16 protein-coding genes are annotated in these 19,280 nt (G+C 67.6%); 5 read left to right on the top strand and 11 right to left on the bottom strand.

What is annotated here, in order from left to right:
* Positions 1-132: 132 nt before the first annotated feature.
* A complete protein-coding gene (locus AC07WJ_RS23365) occupies positions 133-2,424 on the top strand; it encodes a Tex family protein (RefSeq protein ID WP_494937068.1) in 2,292 nt (763 codons plus the stop codon).
* Positions 2,425-2,504: 80 nt separating this feature from the next.
* Here the strand turns inward: AC07WJ_RS23365 and AC07WJ_RS23360 are convergent, their stop codons facing one another.
* A complete protein-coding gene (locus AC07WJ_RS23360) occupies positions 2,505-3,428 on the bottom strand; it encodes a LysR family transcriptional regulator (protein ID WP_494937067.1) in 924 nt (307 codons plus the stop codon).
* A 71-nt stretch (positions 3,429-3,499) separates the two neighbouring features.
* On the opposite strand from AC07WJ_RS23360, the gene AC07WJ_RS23355 reads away from it, so the two are divergent.
* Together AC07WJ_RS23355 and AC07WJ_RS23350 are read left to right on the top strand one after the other, a co-directional pair.
* Entirely contained in the window at positions 3,500-4,447 is a 948-nt protein-coding gene (locus AC07WJ_RS23355; RefSeq protein ID WP_494937066.1) for a hypothetical protein, read from the top strand.
* Positions 4,444-5,457, top strand: coding sequence for a DUF2891 domain-containing protein (locus tag AC07WJ_RS23350; protein ID WP_494937065.1), 1,014 nt, complete (start codon positions 4,444-4,446; stop codon positions 5,455-5,457). The genes AC07WJ_RS23355 and AC07WJ_RS23350 overlap by 4 nt, the downstream gene beginning before the upstream one ends.
* A gap of 13 nt (positions 5,458-5,470) precedes the next feature.
* Here AC07WJ_RS23350 and AC07WJ_RS23345 read toward each other — a convergent pair whose 3' ends face one another.
* From AC07WJ_RS23345 to AC07WJ_RS23325, 5 genes are all read right to left on the bottom strand, one after another.
* The gene (locus AC07WJ_RS23345; RefSeq protein WP_494937064.1) at positions 5,471-6,250 is read right to left on the bottom strand and encodes an ABC transporter permease; all 780 of its coding nucleotides are present in this window, start codon (positions 6,248-6,250) and stop codon (positions 5,471-5,473) included.
* Entirely contained in the window at positions 6,250-7,116 is an 867-nt protein-coding gene (locus AC07WJ_RS23340; protein ID WP_494937063.1) for an ABC transporter permease, read from the bottom strand. Before AC07WJ_RS23340 ends, AC07WJ_RS23345 begins: the two co-directional genes overlap by 1 nt.
* Positions 7,113-8,222, bottom strand: a complete 1,110-nt coding sequence (locus AC07WJ_RS23335) for an ABC transporter ATP-binding protein (protein ID WP_494937062.1) — start codon at positions 8,220-8,222, stop codon at positions 7,113-7,115. The genes AC07WJ_RS23340 and AC07WJ_RS23335 overlap by 4 nt, the downstream gene beginning before the upstream one ends.
* A 10-nt stretch (positions 8,223-8,232) precedes the next feature.
* Positions 8,233-9,300, bottom strand: a complete 1,068-nt coding sequence (locus AC07WJ_RS23330) for an ABC transporter substrate-binding protein (RefSeq protein ID WP_494937061.1) — start codon at positions 9,298-9,300, stop codon at positions 8,233-8,235.
* A 104-nt stretch (positions 9,301-9,404) separates the two neighbouring features.
* Positions 9,405-10,169: a GntR family transcriptional regulator gene (locus AC07WJ_RS23325; protein WP_494937060.1), complete on the bottom strand. Its 765-nt coding sequence runs from the start codon at positions 10,167-10,169 to the stop codon at positions 9,405-9,407.
* A 263-nt stretch (positions 10,170-10,432) separates the two neighbouring features.
* On the opposite strand from AC07WJ_RS23325, the gene AC07WJ_RS23320 reads away from it, so the two are divergent.
* Positions 10,433-11,533, top strand: coding sequence for an FAD-dependent oxidoreductase (locus tag AC07WJ_RS23320; RefSeq protein ID WP_494937219.1), 1,101 nt, complete (start codon positions 10,433-10,435; stop codon positions 11,531-11,533).
* Positions 11,530-12,060 (top strand): hypothetical protein, encoded by a 531-nt coding sequence (locus AC07WJ_RS23315; RefSeq protein ID WP_494937059.1) that lies wholly within the window; start codon positions 11,530-11,532, stop codon positions 12,058-12,060. Before AC07WJ_RS23320 ends, AC07WJ_RS23315 begins: the two co-directional genes overlap by 4 nt.
* 249 nt (positions 12,061-12,309) lie before the next feature.
* Here the strand turns inward: AC07WJ_RS23315 and AC07WJ_RS23310 are convergent, their stop codons facing one another.
* The 5 genes from AC07WJ_RS23310 to AC07WJ_RS23290 form a co-directional block, all read right to left on the bottom strand.
* Complete coding sequence (locus AC07WJ_RS23310) at positions 12,310-13,179, bottom strand: alpha/beta hydrolase family protein (RefSeq protein WP_494937058.1); 870 nt, start codon at positions 13,177-13,179, stop codon at positions 12,310-12,312.
* 47 nt (positions 13,180-13,226) lie between these two features.
* Positions 13,227-13,901, bottom strand: a complete 675-nt coding sequence (locus AC07WJ_RS23305) for a GntR family transcriptional regulator (RefSeq protein WP_494937057.1) — start codon at positions 13,899-13,901, stop codon at positions 13,227-13,229.
* Between the two features lie 281 nt (positions 13,902-14,182).
* Positions 14,183-15,397: an ABC transporter substrate-binding protein gene (locus AC07WJ_RS23300; RefSeq protein WP_494937056.1), complete on the bottom strand. Its 1,215-nt coding sequence runs from the start codon at positions 15,395-15,397 to the stop codon at positions 14,183-14,185.
* A gap of 134 nt (positions 15,398-15,531) precedes the next feature.
* Positions 15,532-17,181: a hydantoinase B/oxoprolinase family protein gene (locus AC07WJ_RS23295; RefSeq protein WP_494937055.1), complete on the bottom strand. Its 1,650-nt coding sequence runs from the start codon at positions 17,179-17,181 to the stop codon at positions 15,532-15,534.
* Positions 17,178-19,220: a hydantoinase/oxoprolinase family protein gene (locus AC07WJ_RS23290; protein WP_494937054.1), complete on the bottom strand. Its 2,043-nt coding sequence runs from the start codon at positions 19,218-19,220 to the stop codon at positions 17,178-17,180. The genes AC07WJ_RS23295 and AC07WJ_RS23290 overlap by 4 nt, the downstream gene beginning before the upstream one ends.
* Positions 19,221-19,280 lie beyond the last annotated feature (60 nt).

The following is a 19,280-nucleotide window of genomic DNA, read 5'->3' as shown; positions in this document are numbered from 1 at the left end:
GGCGGCGGCGTCGCGGGCCGGCCGGTCCCGGTTGCCTGTCGGCGAGCCCGCCAGCGGGAAGCCGCAATCCGGGTGTTGGCTCAGCCCCGCCCGGCATGGCATCACCGGGGAACGACGCTTGAGGAGAATCGCATGTCGCGCGAAGCCATTCCCGCCATCATTGCCGCCGAGATCGCTTGCCGGGCCGAACAGGTCACGGCCACGATCGCGCTGCTCGACGACGGCGCGACGGTTCCGTTCATCGCGCGCTACCGCAAGGAGGCGACCGGTGGTCTCGACGACATCCAGCTGCGCACGCTGGATGAGCGGCTGACCTATCTGCGCGATCTCGAGGCGCGCCGCGAGGCGGTCATCAAGTCCGTCTCCGAACAGGGCAAGCTCACGGCGGACCTGGAGACGAAATTCCTCAGGGTGACGACCAAGGCGGAGCTCGAGGACCTCTATTTGCCGTTCCGGCCGAAGCGCCGCACACGGGCGGAAATTGCCCGCGAGAACGGCCTCGGCCCGCTGGCCGAGCGCATCCTGGCCGACCGGCAGGTCGACCCGGCCGTGATCGCGGCGGCCTATGTCGGCGAGAAGGTTCCGGACGTGAAGGCGGCGCTGGACGGTGCCCGCGACATCGTCGCCGAGGGCTTCGCCGAGAATGCCGTCACCGTCGGCCGGCTGCGCGAGCACATGCGCAAGGTCGGCGTGCTGCGGGCCAAGGTCGTCGCCGGCAAGGAAGCGGAAGGCGCGAAGTTTTCCGATTATTTCGACCATGCGGAGGCCTGGTCCAAGGCGCCGAGCCATCGCGTCCTGGCCATGCTCAGGGCGCGTAACGAGGGGATCGTCACCGTCGACCTGGAGGTCGATGCCGACGATCCCGCGCCGGTGAAGCCGTCCGAGGCGATCGTCGCGGCCACCAATGGGGTCGTGCCGGGTGGCAAGGCGGCCGACTTCCTCGCGGCCGCCGCCCGTTGGGCCTGGCGCGTCAAGCTGTCGTCCCAGCTCAGCGGCGAACTGATGAACGACGCGCGCGAGCGCGCCGAGGAGGAGGCCATCCGGGTCTTCGCGCGCAATCTCAAGGACCTCCTGCTGGCAGCGCCTGCCGGCGCCCGGGCGACCATGGGCCTGGATCCCGGCATTCGCACCGGCGTCAAGGTCGCGGTGGTCGACGCGACCGGCCGCCTGCTCGAGACCGTCACGGTCTACCCATTCCAGCCGCGCAACGACGTGCACGGCGCGATCCACACGCTGCGCGCGCTGATCGCCAAGCACGGCGTCCAGCTCGTCGCCATCGGCAACGGCACGGCGAGCCGGGAGACCGACAAGCTGGCCGCCGACGTCATCGGCAACATGCCGGAGCCGCGGCCGATCAAGGTCGTCGTCAGCGAGGCCGGCGCCTCGATCTATTCGGCCTCGGCGGTCGCTTCCGCCGAGATGCCCGATGTCGACGTGTCGCTGCGCGGCGCGGTGTCGATCGCCCGGCGGCTTCAGGATCCGCTGGCTGAACTCGTGAAGATCGACCCGAAGTCGATCGGTGTTGGCCAGTACCAGCACGATGTCGATCAATACCGCCTGGCCAAGTCGCTCGACGCCGTGGTCGAGGATGCGGTGAACGCGGTAGGCGTCGACCTGAACACGGCCTCGGCCTCGCTGCTCGCCCGCGTCTCGGGCCTTGGCGCCCATATCGCGGAAGCCATCGTCGCCCACCGCGACGCCAATGGTCCGTTTGCCTCGCGCAAGCAGATCATGAAGGTGCCGCGCCTCGGCGAGAAGACCTTCCAGCTCTGCGCCGGCTTCCTCAGGGTGCCGAACGGCACCGAACCGCTGGACGCCTCGGCGGTCCATCCGGAGGCCTATCCGGTGGTCCGCCGGATCGTCGCGGCCTGCGGTCGCGACATACGCTCGCTGATCGGCGACAAGGTGGCGCTCAAGGGCCTGGACCCACGGAAATTCGTGGATGAATCCTTCGGCCTGCCGACGGTGAAAGACATCATCACCGAGCTCGAAAAGCCGGGGCGGGATCCACGCCCGGGCTTCAAGACGGCGACCTTCGCCGATGGCGTCAACGAAATCAGCGACCTGCGGCCGGGCATGATGCTGGAAGGCACGGTGACCAATGTCGCCGCCTTCGGTGCCTTCGTCGATGTCGGCGTGCACCAGGATGGCCTGGTCCACGTCTCCCAGATCGCCGACCGTTTCGTCAAAGACCCGTCGGATGTCGTCAAGGCGGGCGACGTGGTCCGGGTGCGCGTCATCGAGGTGGACGTGCCGCGCAAGCGCATTTCCCTGACCATGCGCAAGGATGGCGGCGAGGCACCGGTCCGGCAGTCCGACCCCAAGGCGCATGCGGGCGGCCCAAGACGCCCGCCGGCGCCGCCGCGCCAGGATGGCGGCGGAGCCTTCGGCGCGGCCTTGGCGGAGGCCATGCGCAAGCGCTAGGCGGTTGGTGACCGCGATGGTCGGACGCCGGCCGTGTCGGACATTTCCGGCATCGGCGCGCAATCGCGCCAGGGGCAATGTCAGATCGTCCGGCAGGTCTGGACGAGGTGTTCGATCAGCCATCGCATTGCAGGATGCGATGGCGCGCGGCGGCCGAGGACCATGTCGACGGTGAAGGCTGGCACGTCATAGGGCAAGGGGACGACCTCCACGCCGGCGGCGGCCGCGAAACGCATGGCGATGCGCTCGGCCATGGTGGCGACCAGGTCGCTGCCGGCGACCGCGAACGGCACTGCGACCACATGGGGAAGCGTAACGGCGATCCGGCGCTTGAGGCCATGCGCGGCCAGCATCGCGTCGACCGCGCCGGGCGCGCCGTCGCCGCCCGCCGATGAGAACAGCGCATGCGGCAGATCCACATAGTCGGCGGGCTCGAGCAGGCCGCTCGCGCCCCTGCTCCGGATGCAGACGAACCGCTCTTCGAACAAGGCCCGGCGCAGCGTCTGCGACGACTCCGGCAAATGGCCACCGATCAGGAGATCGATCTCGCCGCGCTCCAGCCGTGCGAGACTTTCGCCCGCATCGGTAATCGGCCGCACCGTGAGGTCGATACCCGGCGCCTCCCGCCGCAGCATCCCGATGATGGCGGGCAGGACGACGAGATCGCCATAATCGGTTGCCGCGATGGTGAAGCGATGCCGCGCGGTGCCGGGATCGAAGATCGTTTCCGGTGCCAGCACTCTCCGCATCTGGTTGAGCGCTTCTCTGACCGGCTGCTCCAGAGCCAGCGCGCGCGCCGTGGGCTGCATGCCGCGAGCCGTCCGGACGAACAGCTCGTCATCGAACAGCGCGCGCAGCCGGGTCAGCACGCTGCTCATCGACGGTTGCGCCAGGCCCACGCGCTGGCCCGCGCGCGTGACATGGCGCTCGTCCAGGAGCGCTTCGAACGCGACCAGCAGGTTCAGATCGACTGCAGCTAAATTCATTGAGGCAATTATGCTCATAGCAACAATCGATTTCCAAGATGATGTTTCGCCTTCCTATCGTGCGCCGTCGATGTCAGCGGGTGGTGCGCATGCCTTCATTTCTCCAGTTCCTGCCGCAAGGACCCACATTGCTGGCCTTCGGTGTCATGCTGGGGCTGGGTTTTCCGATACTGGCCGAATGGGCGGCCCCGCTCATGCCCGCCATGATCTTCCTCATCGTTCTCGGGACATTGCTTCGGGTCGATGTGTCGGCCATGGCCGCCGTGATCCGGCGCCCGTCACAAGCGGTGCTGTTGCCGGTCGTCGCCATGATCGCCTGCCCGATCCTGATCGGCACCCTCGCGTGTCTCGCCGGTCTCGATGGGGAGCTCGTGCTGGCGCTCGTTCTCGCCGTATCGGCTCCGCCATCGAGCGGTACGGCGGCGGTGGCGCGCATGCTCGGGCTGGATGGTGCCGTGCCGCTGGTCGTCACCTTCCTGTGCATGGTGCTCGCACCGCTGACCGTGCCGCTTCTGGCGGGCTGGTTCGGTGGCCTCGCGATCAGCCCGCTGGCATTGGCGCTCAAGCTGGCGCTGCTGATTGGCGGAGCCGAAGGCATCGCGCTCATCTTGAGGCGCTACGGCAGTGCGTTCCTGACGGCCCATGGCAAGGCCGTCGACGGCATCGTGGTGACCGCGCTGCTGGTCTTCGCGCTGGGGACCATGGCGGGTGTCCGTGCCCAGGTCGAAACCGAGATGTCGATGGCGCTCGCATGCCTGGTGCTGGCCTTCGTTTGCAATATCGCGCTGCAGTTCGGCGGGGTTCTGGTTCTGCCGGGCTCTCTGCGGGAGCGACTGACCGTCGGCCTTGTCCTCGGCAACCGCAATGTCGGCCTGGTCTGGTCCGCGCTCGGCTCGGCCGCCAGTCCGCGCATGGCGCTCTATTTCGCCGCGACCCAATTGCCGATCTATCTGCTGCCGCGCCTGCTGCAGGCGGCCGGACCCTGGCTGTCGGGGAAATCGCTGCTCCGGCCGGCCTCCGGCCATGATAGGAAATGACGATGGAACGACTGACCCTGACCTCCGATCTCGCCCAGCGCTTCGCCACCATCGCGCTCGGCCATGTCTGCCGCGAATATCCGAACAAGCCCGATCATGTGCTGGCGGGGCCGGCGGACGCCCGGACGCCGAGCGCGCTGCACCCGGTGTTCTACGGCAGCTATGACTGGCATTCCTGCGTGCACAGCTATTGGATGCTGGCGCATCTGCTCCGGCGCTTCCCGGCCATGCCCGCGGCAAGCGACATCCGCGCCCTGTTCGACGCCCAGTTCGTCGCCGACAAGGTCGCGGTCGAATGCGCCTATCTGGCGGCGCCGACGGCGCGGGGCTTCAAGCGGCCCTATGGCTGGGGCTGGCTGTTGAAGCTCGCCGAGGAGCTGAACCTGCATGACGACAAGCGCTGGGCGCATACGCTGGCGCCGCTCGCCGAGATCTTCGCGCAGCGGTTCCGCGACTTCCTGCCGCTCGCGACCTATCCGGTGCGTGTCGGCACCCATTTCAACACCGCCTTCGGCCTCAGGATGGCGGCCGACTATGCCGCCGTGACCGAGGATGAGCCGTTGGCGGAACTGCTGCGTGACACCGGCCGGCGCTGGTACGGCGCCGATGTCGACTGCCCGGCCTGGGGCGAGCCGAGCGGCGACGATTTCCAGTCCTCGGCCCTGATCGAAGCCGAATGCATGCGCCGCCTGTTGCCGGCGCAAGAGTTCCTGCCCTGGTTCGACCGGTTCCTGCCGCGGCTGGCGTGGAGCGAACCGGCGACCCTGTTCCGGCCGGCCTCGGTCAGCGACCGCTCGGACGGCAAGATCGCCCATCTCGACGGCTTGAACCTCAGCCGCGCCTGGTGCTGGCGCGCGATCGCCGCGGCTCTGCCGGAAGATGACCAGCGCCGCGTCATTGCCGGCACGGCCGCCGAAGGTCACCTGGCGAGCGGCCTGCCGCATATCGCCGGCGACTATATGGGCGAGCATTGGCTGGCGAGCTTCGCCGTGCTGGCGCTGGAGGCCTGATCCGGCGCCGGCCTCAGCGGCCGGCGAGCGAGCGGAACAATGCGTAGCGGCGCTCCAGCACCAGGCAGAGCAGCGCGGTCAGCATGATCACCGCCGCGCTGGCCGCCGCGGCGGAAGGTTCGGCGAGGTTTTCCATCCGGCTGAAGATGACCACCGGCAGCGGGTTGTCGCCCGGTTGGGCGAGGAAGGCCGAGACCACGATATTGTTGATCGAGGCGAGGAAGGCGAAGAGCCCGCCCGAGATCAGGCCTGGCCGCAGCAAGGGCAAGGTGACGTGCCAGATGACCTGCCAGGGCGCCGCGCCGTGGATCGCGGCCGAGCGCGGCAGCGATGGATCGGAGAGCGACATGCTGACCAGCGCCGATCGCAGCACATAGGGCACGGCGATGACGGTATGGCCGATCACCAGCCCGGTTTCGTTGAGCAGGCCGACCTGGGTGAAGAACACCAGAAGCGCGAAACCGGTCAGCACCAGCGGCACGCTCAGCGGCGCCGCGAAGACCGCGGTGAGCCAGGTCCGCAACATCGGGCTCAACCGGCTCAGCTGGATGGCGGCGAGAGCGCCGATCGGCACCGACAGCACCAAGGTGAGCAGGGCGACCCGAAAGCTGATCAGGAAGCCATTGGCCATGTCGGGATCGGCGACCATCACCCGCCACCAGCGCAGCGACAGGCCCTCCGGTGGAAAGGTCAGATAGCCGCCGGCGGTGAACGAGGCGCCGGTCACCAGCACGATGGGCAGCAGCAGCAGGCCATAGGTGAACCAGGCCGCGATACGAAAGACCATGTCCATCAGGGCCGCTCCCAGGGCATGAGGCGCTGCGCCAGCGCGGCGATCGCCCAGCTCGTGGCGAGCGTCAGGGCGAAGAGCAGGACGCCGAGCGCCGCCGCGCCGGGCCAGTCGAACAGTTGCAGGGTGAACTGGTAGATCATCAGCGGCACCACGCTGACCCGCCCGCCGCCGATCAGGAAGGGGATGACGAAAGCGGCCATGTTGAGAGCGAAGACGATCAGGCCGCCGGAGATCACGCCGGGCAGGCTGAGCGGCAGGATCACCCGGCCGAAGACCTGAGCCTCGTTCGCGCCATGGATGCGCGCCGAGCGGGCGAGATCCGGCGGAATGTTCTCGAGCGCCGCGAATGTCGTCAGGATCGGATAGGACAGGCTGCTGAAGGTGCCGACGATGATCACGCCGGTCATCGTGTTCAGGAAATGAAAGGGCTCGCCGATCAATCCGAGCCTGATCAGGCCGGCATTGATCACCCCGTTATTGCCGAGCAGCAGGACCCAGGCGAAGGACGCCACGACGAGGCTGACCATCAGCGGCAGCAGCACGATCATGGTGAGCCAGAGCCTGGCCGTGCCCGAGCGCACCCGGTGCAGGTGCCAGGCGACGGGATAGCCGAGCATCATGGACAGGACCGTGGTCGCCGCGGAAATGCCGAGTGTCCGCCCGAAGGCCCAGAGATAGTCCGGATCTCCGAAGAAGCGGCCGAAATTCTTCAGCGTCAGGGCGGTACCGACAAGGGCGTGGGCGTCATAGGGGCGGAAGGCCAGCTGCAGCACCATCGCCATCGGAGCGAGGAAGAACACGCCGAGCAGCAGGGCGATCGGCAGGCCGAGCGTGGTGCGGCCGAGGAGGGCTATGGCCCGGCTCATGCGGTACCCCGTGCGGCATCGAAGACCAGCCAGTCCTCAGGCTTGATCGCGGCGACGACCAGGTCGCCTTCGCTCGGCAGATCGTCCGCCGAGGCGGGCGTTTGGACCTGCAGCTCCCGCCCATTGGCCAGCGCAACGACATGGCGCACGAACGGGCCGACAAAGGCCCGCGCGGCGACGGTGCCGGTGATGCCGTCGACCGTTTCGTCGGCGCGCCGCCGCAGGCGCACCCGGTCCGGCCTGACCGCCAGCCGCAACGGCCGGCCAGGGGGAAGCGCATGGCCCGTGGAGGTCTCGACCAGCGCACCGCCGTCGAGGCGAATGCGCGCGCGGCCGGCCGTGGTTTCGACCGCTGTGCCGTCGAAGAATGTCGCCTCGCCGATGAAGGCCGCGACGAATTCGCTCGCTGGTTTCGAATAGATCTCCTCGGGCCGGCCGGCCTGTTCGATCGCGCCCTTGTTCATCAGCACGATCCGGTCGGAGAGCGTCAGCGCCTCCTCCTGGTCATGGGTGACATAGATCGCGGTAATGCCGACCGCCTGCTGGATGCGGCGGAGCTCGACCTGCATCTCGCGCCGGAGCTTGGCGTCGAGGCTGCTCAGCGGTTCGTCCATCAGGATGACGCGCGGCTCGACGGTCAGCGCCCGGGCGATGCCGACGCGCTGCTGCTGGCCGCCCGACAGCTCGCGCGGATAGCGTTTCTCGAAGCCGGTCAGATGGACCATTTCGAGCGCCGCGCCGACACGCCTGATGATCTCGGCCTTGGCCGTGCGGCGCATGGCGAGGCCGAAGCCGACATTGTCGAACACGGTCATATGCGGGAACAGGGCATGGCTCTGGAACACCATGCCGAGCTCGCGGCGATAGGAGGGAATGTCGACGATCGAGCGGCCGCCGAGCAGGACATCGCCCTGATCGGGGCGCTCGAAGCCGGCGATGATATTGAGCGTCGTCGTCTTGCCGCAACCGGACGGACCGACCAGCGAGACGAACTCGCCATGTCCCGCGCTGATGCTGACCCCTTTCAGGACGTCGATGCCGCCGAACGATTTCCTGAGGGCGCGCAAATCGAGCGCGCCCTCGGTGTCTCCCCGAGATCTGGTCATGCGGTCAGGCCTATTGCTGGATTTCGCGCTGCCAGCGCTCGGCGAGCGCGACGCGGTGCTTGTTATATTCGGCCCATGGCACCTGGGCGGCCTTGGCGACCGCCTCGGCCGAGGGGAAGTTGCCGGCGACGGCGGGATCGAGCCGCGTCCGGGTGTTGACCGGCCCCATCGAGTCGGTCTCCGCCATGAACTTCTGGTTCTCCGGCGACAGCATGAGATTGGCGAGTTTCTGCGCCTCGTCCCGGTTCGGCGCATTCTCGGGGATGGCCAGGTAGTGAGAGGTCGCGACGGCGCCCTCCTTGGGCTCGGCCCAGCGGACCGGCAGGCCGTTGGCGGCTGACTGGATCGCCGAGAAATGCGGCACGAAGGCGAGCCAGATTTCCTTCTGCTGGAACATCTGGATGACCTGGCCGAGCGGTCCCATGAAGGTGCGCACGTTAGGCTTCAGCTCCTTCATCTTGGCGAAGCCGATGTCGAAGGATGTGGCGGGGTCGCCGCCGAGCAGGCTGGTCGTGCGTGCCAGCGTCGCGAAGGCATAGGTGTTGGTGAATTGCGGAATGGAGATGCGGTTGCGATAGCCCGGCGCCCAGAGGTCGAAGAAGGAAGCCGGCGCCGGCAGGCCCGCCGCCTTCACCGCATCGGCGTCGTAGACCAGCACGGTCAGGTTGCTGAACAGCGATGAGCCGCGTCCGTCCGGATCCTTGTAGGCCACCGGGATATCGGCGAGGTTGCCGACCATCCCCTGGTCGAGCCTGGCCCAGAGGCCGAGATCCTTGCCCTGCAGCCAGGGTCCTTGGTCGAGCGTCAGCAGGCTGATCTGCGGACTGGCGCGTTGCGCGATGCTGCGCGCCAGCGCCTCCGAGCTGAGCAGGGCCGAGGCGGCGACGTCGACATTGTGGAGCTCCTTCATCTTCGGCACGATGAAGCGATCGAAAGAGCGTTTGTAGACGGCGGAGACCACCACCGAGAGGCGTTTGGCCTGTGCGCGTGCGGGGCTCGCCGCGAGATAGGGCGCCGCGCAGGCGCCCAGCATCCACCGGCCGAAACGCCGGCGGCTCACCATTCCAGTCCTGTTCATGGTCGTCGTCCTTCCAGTCGCCGGGGATCGGCCGGCCGGGCCAGGGGCGCGGCGGGCCGGTCTTTCACTTCATTGGTCGGGAATGGCGCGGCGGGTGCCCGTGATCATGGGATCTGCACCTGACGCGGGGTGGTGTTGGCGCGCGGCACCAGGCGCACCGAATACTGGTAACGCTGCGGGTGGTAGTAGCATTCGGTCGCGTCCAGGACGGTGCCGTCGGTGGCGAAATAGACGCGCTCCATGCGCATCACCGGATGGCCGGCGGCGAGCCCGAGCTCACGCGCGACATGCGCGGGCGCGGCCGCCGCGCCCATGGTCTGCTCGGCATAAGCGAAAGCCTTGCCGCTGCGCATTTCGACCAGACGCGCCGACGGCGTCCGGCCGGAGAAATCCTCCTTGGCGATGAAGCGGGCATTCTCGTCGGGGAAATAGGCCGAGATATAGGACAGCGGCCCCTTGCCGGCGTGATTGACGCTGACATAGCACTGGCACTCCTGGTCGACGGACAGGCCCATGGCGCGGGCAAGGCTGGCGGGGGGCGCGCGCCGCACCGCCTCGATCAGCTTGAGATCCAGGTGCGGGTGAATGTCGTCGATATAGCCGATCAGGCTGGCCGTCTTCACCGCCTCGTCGGGGCCGATGACGAAGGTGCCGACGCCTTGCTGGCGCCGCACCAGATTGTTGCTCACCAGATTGTCGATGGCGTGCCGGATGGTGATCCGGCTGACCCCATATTGCTGACACAGCCTGATATCCGAGGGCAGCAGCGATCCCGGCGCGAAGGCGCCGTCATAGATCTGCCGCGTCAGGTGCTCCTCGACCTGCCGATACAGCGGCGCCGAAACCAGTTGCAGCGTGGTGTCGTTCATCACATATCCTATCTGATATCATCATATGACAAGATATAAATTCTCATAGCAAGAGATTTGTGCATCGGATCTTATTTTCATAAGTATATGATATTACGCAATTAAATCCGATTTTGCCAAAAGTTTTGCACAATCCAACGTCGTGGTGATGCGAAAAATTGGAGCATATCATGTTGTCATAACATGTTATTGGAGCCACAGTTCGGATGGACGCGCGGATCGTCGCGGACCCGCCGCAGCAAGGAATTTGGACAGGCATCGTGATGGTTGAACGCCATGTTGAAATCGCCGGCGCCGGCATTACCGGGCTGACGCTCGCGGCTGCGCTGGCCCAGGCCGGCTGGACCGTGCGCGTGCATGAAAGTGCCGCCGAGTTGCGGTCCACCGGGGGCGGGCTCTATTTGCGCGAAGACGGCGCGGAGGCGGCGCGCCGGCTCGGCATATGGGACGATATCCTCGCGGGCGCCTTCGCCCCGGCGGGGCTCGAACTGCGCGTCGACGGCCGGCAGTTATCCGTCGAGCCGGAGGATCCCAATGTCCGGACCATGTTGCGCAATCACCTGCACGGAACGCTCGCCGCGGCGGCGCGTCGCGCCGGCGCCGAGATCCTGTTCGGGTCCAAAGTGGTCGCCGCCGGCGCGGAGGGCTATCTCGATCTTGCCGATGGCAGCCGCCGCAAGGCCGATCTGGTGGTCGCGGCCGATGGTGTCGGCTCCGCCATTCCGGCCTCGCTCGGCATCCCCGGCCGCCGCTTTCGTTACGACGACGGCCTGATCCGGGTGCTGCTCGACCGTCGTGTCCTGGTCGGCGCCCAATGGGACCGGACAATCGATTTCTGGCACTATGGCGAAACCGCCCTGCGCATTCTCTATTCGCCTTGCAGTCCGCGGCATTGCTATCTCTGCCTGATGTCGGCGGTCGGTGACGATAAGGCCTCGGCCTTGCCGATCGCGATCGACTATTGGTCGCGCGCCTTTCCCGAACTGCAGCCGCTACTGGCCCAACCCGGCACCAGCGCCCGCTACGACCGCTACGGCATGATTCGGCTGGAGCGATGGTCCAGGGGGCGCGCCGCGGTGATCGGCGACGCCGCCCACGGCATGCCTTCAAGTCTCGGCCGGGGTGCCAGCGTCGGCATGCTGAGCGCGGTCGAACTCGCCGCCCGGCTCAGCGACGCGGCTTCGATCGAAGCCGCGCTCGACGCCTGGGAGACCGGCCAGCGCCCGCTGGTCGAGCTGGTCCAGGCCGAGGCGGAACGGGTCGCCGGATCCCGCTCGCTCGCCGAGCGCAATCGCATCGACGCCGACATCCGCATGTCCGCCGCCACCGTCGACGCCAATGCCCAGACAGGAGAGCATCCATGAGCCTGATCCCGACCGAAGCCTGGTATTCCGACCGCCTGAAGCTGGTCGAGGAGGAGCATCGCGGCGTGCTCGATCGTATCGGCCGGCCCTGGTACCAGCATTTCGAGCGCGTCGCGCTGCGGCTGATCTTCCGCAATCCCGAGGCCAGCCGCGCCCAGATCGAGGCCGCGATCATGCATGATGCGCTGATGGCCGGCGGCAAGGGCCGGGGTTTTCTGGAGAGCATCGGTCTCCAGCCGGAAGCGATCGCGATCATCGAACTGACCACGCCGCCGCCCCACGGCAATTACTTCCGCGATTTCGAGGCGATCACGCCGGCCGACAACGCCATCTATCTCGATTACATCAGGGGCGTGGTGGCGAGCGGCAACCGGGCCGCGATCCAGGTCAAGCTCGCCGATATCAGGGATACGATCGAGGCTTTCGAGGAGAGCTCGCTGCCGGTGCTGAAGGGGCAACTGCGGGACCGCTACCGGCCGTCGGCGGAGCTTCTCGCGGCGGCGGTCGAGACACCCGCGGCGAGGTGAGCGTCCTGCGGAGTGTCTTGCGCTGGTCGATCTTGGGACAAGCAAGTCGTGGGTGTCCGGGCGAAGCCCGGGCAGGACGATGTAGCGCGAGCAAGAGCGGCTGGTGCGGCGGCATGACCAGTCATCCTGGTCGCCCTTCTTGGCAGACCTTGCAGTACACAACCAAGACGTGGTCGGCGGCGCACAGGCGAACTGACCCTCTCCCCTTGGGAGAGGGTTGATTCGTCTGCGTTTTTCGCCTGGCTGCGCTCACGCGCTGGCCGCCGTCGCGGCGCGCATGACGCGCAATCGGCGTGCGAAGAAGTCCTGGGCGCGCGGCGCGATGCGTTGGCCGTCATGGGAGACACCCGGCACGATCTCCAGCGTCACGTCGATGCCGAGCGCTTCGAAATTGCGCTTGAGCGTCTCCAGCCGGTCCGGCCGCGTCGCGCCTGCATCGTTGGCGCCCTCCATCCAGCGCTTCGCGCCGGGTTTGTGGGTGATCTCCCAGGTTTCCCGGTCGGCGCCACCCACCACCATATGCACGGCGACCTGGCGCATGGCGTCGATATCGGGGGCGATGCCGAACAGCTTGTGCATGTCGCGGGTGCCGACCCACCAGTCGCGCTCGGGATCGAGCAGCGTCACCGAACCGGGAGCGCCGATCGACGCCGCCCACAGGCGTTGCGGATGCAGCAGCATGAAGCGGTGGGTGAAATGGCCGCCGCCGGAAAAGCCCCACAGCGCGAAGCGCGGGAAGCTGAGGCCATAGCGCTCGGAGATCTCGTCGACCATGTCGAGCACCACGCGGTCGTAACGGATGTCGCCGTCGAGCATGTATTTGTAGCCGTCACGGTCGCCGTCGCCGCGCACGCCGGCCGGAAACAGCGGCGCCAGGATGACGCAGCGGTTCCAGCGGCCGAACTCGGAGAACCAGTTGCGATAGTCGGCGACATTGCGCCCGGTGCCGTGCATCGAGACGATCAGTTCCGGGCGCGGTCCCGGTTCATGAATGTCCGGCGGCACATAGAGGCACCAGGAGAAGCGCGGGTCGCTGCGGCTGGCATAGAGGATGGTATTGCCGAAGTCGTAGAGAGCTTTGCCCCGGCTCTGCAATTCACTGGCTGCGGTCTCGGTCATGGGGAGGCTCCGGAAATTTCGCGAAGGCGAGCGGGGAGGGGGCGGGATCAGAAAGCGGTGACGTGCTGCCGGATGAGCGCGCCGAGCCGCGCGGCGTCGCCAGCGTCGATGGCGTCCATCATGGCGAGGTGCTCGGCGGCGGTCGCCGCGAGGCCGGACGGCGAATTCCAGCGCCCGGTGCCGCCGGCGAGGCCGCGCGCCCTCAGCTCGGCGATCAGCTCGGCCAGGAATTGATTGCCGCACAGGGCATACATGCCCAGGTGGAAGTCGTGGTTGAGCGCGTAGAGCAGCTCGAAATCATCGCCCTCCGTCGCCGCGGAAAACCGCTCGGCGAGGTCGCGCAGGGCCGCGGCATCGGCGGGTTTGATGCGTGCCAGGATGCCTTCGACGGTCGAGGCTTCCAGCACGCTGCGCGTCGCACGCATCTCGGCCACGACGACCGGATCCGGCGACGTGACCCGATAGCCCCGGTTCATTTCATGGACGATGAGGCCGAGCCTGGTCATCTCGGCAAGGCCGGCCCTGACCTGAGACCGGCCGGCATCGTAATGGCGTTCGAGATCGATCTGCTTCAGCCATTGGCCGGCGACCCAGCGGCCATACAGGATGTCGCGCCTGAGCTTGCGCGTGAGCGGGGCATGGGCCGGCTCGCCGTCCTGCAGCAGGCGTGTTCTGAGCGGCGTCGAACCTTCTGATGTCGGGACGTCCTTCAGGTTCGCCATGGCCTCGGAAGTCCCGCCTGAGCATTGGGTGTAAAATTGGTACCAATTTTGGCGGCATTTCTACCCAACGTCAACCGGCATGTCACGGCACCGGCCGCGGCCAGTGAGCCCAAGGGTGGCCGGCTCGGCCTCAGGCGTGTCGGCGCGGGCGCCGAAGGCCGGGGAAGTGGTCAGGCCGGCGGGCGCAACTTCGCTGGAATCAAACGGCCGGCGGCGGATCGCTGCGCGACCTGCCGCCGGCCCCGGGTGGATGGTCTTCCTGTCGGGGAACGCGCCCTGGCTCAGCGCACCAGGCTGCAGCCGCCTTCCGCGAGCGGCCTGAACGCCTGGTCGGCCGCGACCTCGCCGATCGGCTTGTAATAGTCCCAGGGTGCGCGGCTCTCGGACGGCGCCTTCACCTGATAGATGGTCAGCGGGTAGATCACCCGGCCGTCGATCCGGATCGACCCGGCATGGCCGAAATAATTGACCGGCAACTGGCGCATGGCTTCGGCGACGCGATCGGCATCGACCGTGTCGGCGCTGGCCACCGCCTTCAGGTAATGAACGACGGAGGCGTAGACCGAGGCCTGTTCCTTGGTCGGCATGCGGTTGGTTCGGGCGTGGAAGCGCCGCGACCAGGCGCGCGCCTCGTCGTTCTGATCCCAGTAGAAGCCTTCGGACAGGATGAGGCCCTTGGTGACCTCCAGCCCCAGGCTGTGGACGTCGGTGAGATAGACAAGGAAGCCGACGATCTTCTGGCCCGCCGCCGCCAGGCCGAATTCATTGGCCTGCTTGATCGAATTGATCAGGTCCGAGCCGCCGTTCAGGAGGCCGACGGCCTGCGCTTTCGAAGCCTGGGCCTGGAGCAGGTAGGATCCCATGTCGCCGACATTGATCGGATGCCTGACGGTGCCGAGCACACTGCCGCCGGCCTGCCGGATGAAAGCCGAGGCGTCGCGTTCCAGCGCCTGGCCGAAGGCATAGTCGGCGGCAATGAAGAACCAGGTCCTGCCGCCGCCGGTGACCACGCTTTGCGAGGTCGCGCGGGAATAGGCATAGGTGTCGTCCTGCCAGGCGGTGCTGTAGGGCGAGCAGGCACGCCCGGTCAGATCCGACGTCGATCCCTGCATCAGCGTGATGCGCCGGGCCTGCCGGCCAATCTCCTGCACGGCCAGGGCGACCGAGGACACCGGCACGTCGGCAATGGCGTCGACGCCGTCCTGGTCGAACCAGCGGCGCGCGATCTGGGTGCCGATATCGGGCTTGTTCTGATGGTCGGCGGCGATCACCTCGACCGGCACGCCATTGACCTTGCCGCCCAGGTCCTCGACCGCCATCTGGGCGGCCAGCACCGATCCGCTGCCGCCGAGATCGGCATAGGGGCCGCTCATGTCGTTGAGAACGCCGATGCGGATCACCGGCTTGTCGATCCGGGCCTCGGCTGGTTGAGGCCACCACAGGGCCGCGGTCACGAACGCGGCGGCCAGGCTGCATGTCCGATATGAACGTCCCATCGGGTATCCTTTCGCGGCGCGGCCAGTTCACGCTGGCCGTTGAGGGCTGGGGCCTGTGAGAGCCGGGGCGCCGGCTTTGACGGCGCGTTGGCCGTCAAGGTCGAAGCGGCGTCCTGGCGTCGTGCTGACGGTGTTCAGCCGCGCTTTTCGGCGACGGCGAGGCCGTTTTCGATATCCAGGTCGACCAGGTGGGCGGGCCGCTCCTCGGGCCGGCCGTAGCCGCCGCCGCCCGCCGTTTCGATGATCAGGCGGTCGCCGCGCCGGAGCGTGACATTGCCCTTCGATGCCAGGCTTATTTCCTGGCCGTCGCGTTCGACCAGGAATTGCGTGGGCGCTCCGGCCTCGCCGCCGAACAGGCCCCAGGGCCGGATGCGGAAGCGATCGGAATAGCTGTTGAAGGTGACGCCGTCGTCGAGGATCCGGTAGACCCGCCGGGCGCCGAGGCCGCCGCGATGGGTCCCCGCGCCGGCCGACCCGCGGCGCAGCGCATATTCCTCGACCCGCATGAACGGATAATCGGCCTCCAGCGATTCCACCGGCACGTTCGAGCAGTTGCCGACATAGCCGTCGACGACATCGGCGCCGTCGGCGCCGGCGGAAGCGCCCCAGCCGCCGCCGACCACCTCCATGTAGACGCGGTAGCGATCGCTGCCCATATGGCCCATGCCGATCGCATTGGTGGTGTCGTGGCCCGACGCCAGAACCTGCAGCGGCACCACCTTCGACATCGCCAGCATGATGGCGTTGTAGACGCGGTGGCAGGCATTGTTGCGGGCCCGGACCGCCAGCGGCTGGCTCGGATTGAGGAACGAGCCATAGGGCACGTCGACGCTGCGGATCGGTCGGTAGAGGCCGTCATTGACGGGAATGCGGCCGCCGCCCAGCACCATGGCGAAGGCGCCATAGGCCGCCGAAATGGTCGAGGCCAGCGGCGAGTTGATCATGCCCTTGGTCTGCGGCGCACTGCCGGCCATGTCGATGTCGAGCGTGTCGCCCGACACCGTGACCTTGACCGCCACCCGCAGCGGTTCGTCCGAGAAGCCGTTGTCGTCGACGAAGTCCTCGCCCTCATAGACCCCGTCCGGAATGGCGCGGATGGCGTCGCGCGCCAGCCGTTCCGAATAGTCCTGCAGCTCCTCCGCGGCGGCGAGCACGGTGTCCTCGCCGAACCGGTCGAGCATTTCGATGAAGCGCGCCGCGCCCGTCCGGTTGGCGGCGAGCTGGGCATAGATGTCGCCCATCACCTGGTCGGGCGGGCGCACATTGATGCGGATGAACTGCTCGAGCAGGCCGTCGCCCAGGTCGCGGTCGAGGTCGAAGCGGCTCAAGGGAATGCGCAGGCCTTCCGAGAAGACATCGGCGGCGCCGGCATTCGGGCCGGCGGCGCCGCCGCCGACGTCGATGTGGTGGCCGAGCGAAGCGCTGAACGCCACCAGCCGTTCGCGGTAGAACACCGGCGTGAACAGCACGATGTCGTTGAGGTGCTGGGCGCCGCTATAGGGGTCGTTGGTGATCAGGCCCTCGTTCGGCCGGATGGTCGAGAGATCGTAGCGCCTGGCGAAAGCCTCGAAGACCTTGCCGAACGAATTCATGTGGATCGGACAGAACTGCGCCTGGGCGATGATCCGGCCGTTGCGGTCGAGGAACGAGGTCGAGCAGTCGCGCGCTTCGCGGATGATGGTCGAATAGGCCGAGCGGACCAGCTTCTCGCCCATTTCCTGCGCCATGCCGTGCAGGCCGTGGCTGATGATGTTGAACGTGGCTTGCGGCAGCTTGGCGCTCACGGCTGTGCCTCCGGCGAGAGGATGAGGGCCCCGGTGGTATCGACCCGGGCGCTCCAGCCCGGCGGCACCAGCGTGGTTGCGGTCGGCTCCTCGATGATGGCGGGGCCGGCAAGGACGAAGCCGGCCGGCAGGCTCTCGCGCCAGGCGAACCGGCAGGCGATGGTCTTGCCGCGGAACAGGATCTCGCCACCTTCGAGCTCGGGCGCGGCCTGGGGCAAAGCGCGTCCGCTGGTCAGGGCGCCGAGGACCTCGCCGGAGGTGCGGACCTCCGCGACCAGCCGGAAGGTCACGATCTCGATCGGATCGGCATAGGACACCGCCCCGTAGCGCGCCTGATGCGCAGCCCGGAACACCGTGTGCAGATAGTCCGCGCCGCCGCTTGCGAGTTGCCGCAGATCGATCGGTGCCAGCAGTTCGAAACCCTGGCCCTGGTAACGCATCTCCAGCGCATGCTCGAAGACCACGTCCTCCGGCGCCCGGTCGAAGGCGGCGAACTCGGCCTCGGCGCGGCCGCGCAGCGCGGCGAAGACCGCGGCGACCCTGGCGACGGTCTCGTCGGTCGCCGGCAGGAAATGCGTCTCGCGATAGATCCGCTTGAGATCGGCGACCAGCAGGCCGAGCGCCGAGAACAGGCCGGGATGGGGCGGGATCACCACCCGGTTGATCTTCAATTCGGCCGCCGCCAGCGCGCCGATCATCGGGCCCATGCCGCCATAGCCGTAGAGGGCATAGTCCTTGGGGTCGTGGCCACGCTGCACCGACACCAGGCGAATCCCCTGGCTGACATGGGCGGCGGCGATGTCGACCATCGCCTGGGCGGCCTCGGCCGCGGACTGGCCGAGCGGCGCACCGAAATCGTGAAGGGCCGTTTCCGCGCGATCGGCCAGCAAGGTCATGCGGCCGCCGAGAAAGCGATGCGGCCGGATCCAGCCGAGCTTGACCAGCGCGTCGGTGACGGCGGGCACCGTGCCGCCATGGCCGTAGCAGGCCGGGCCCGGCCGGGCGCCGGCAGAACGCGGGCCGACCTGCATCATGCCGCCGGGATCGACCCAGGCGAGGCTGCCGCCGCCGGAGCCGATATTGGCGATGTCGATGCTCGGCAGGCCGACCGGCAGGCCGTCGACCTCGGTTTCCGAGGTGATGCCGGGGGCGCCGCCGGCGATCAGGCAGATGTCGGCGCTGGTGCCGCCGATATCCAGTGTGATCACCTCGGTGTCGCCGATGACCGCGGCGACCTTGACCGCGCCGATGACGCCCGCGGCCGGACCGGAATTGAGCATGTCGACGCCGCGCTGATGGGCGCCGGCGCTGGGCAGGACGCCGCCCGACGATTGCATGATGAAGAGGTCGCTGCCCGCGGCGCGTTCGGCGAGATGGCGTTCGAGCCGCTCGACATAGCGGCCGACCAGCGGTACGAGATAGGCCGCCATGACGGTGGTCGACGCCCGCTCATATTCCCGGAAGGTCGGCAGCACGGCGCACGAAAGCACCACCGGCAGATCGGGATAGTGCCGGGCGACCAGCTCGCGGACCCGCTCCTCGTGGGTGGGGTTGCGGTAGGAATGCAGCAGGCAGACCGCCAGCGCCTCCGGCCGTTCGCGCCGCATCAGCAGGTCGAGCGTGGCGACCAGGCCGGCCTCGTCGAGCGGCGTGACGACCGCCCCCGTCGCGTCCAGCCTTTCGACGACCTCGGCGCATTGCCGCGGCGCCAGCAACGGCTCCGGCTTCTTGCAGGCGATGGCATAGACATTGGGACGAAGCTGGCGCTGCAGCGACAGGATGTCCCGGAAACCCTCGGTGGTGATCAGCGCCGTGCGGCAGCCCTTGCGTTCGATCACCGCATTGGTCGCGACGGTCGAGCCGTGAAACAGCTCGGTCAGGCCCGACAATTGCTGGCCGAGCGCCTCCTCGAGGCCGGCGATGACGCCAACCGATGCGTCCTGCGGGGTCGAGGGAACCTTGTGCGTGCGCACCTCCGCGCCTTCGATCCAGATCAGGTCGGTAAATGTCCCGCCAACCTCGATAGCCATTTTTGTCATGAGCGAGATCCGACTTTCCGGCAGCGCGAATGAGGCCTGCGCCGAACGGCATCCCCGGAT

Source organism: Phreatobacter sp. GW821-FHT04C01 (genome assembly GCF_059420385.1).
Note: the sequence above shows the minus strand (reverse complement) of the source record. Positions and strands in the feature narration are given on the sequence as shown.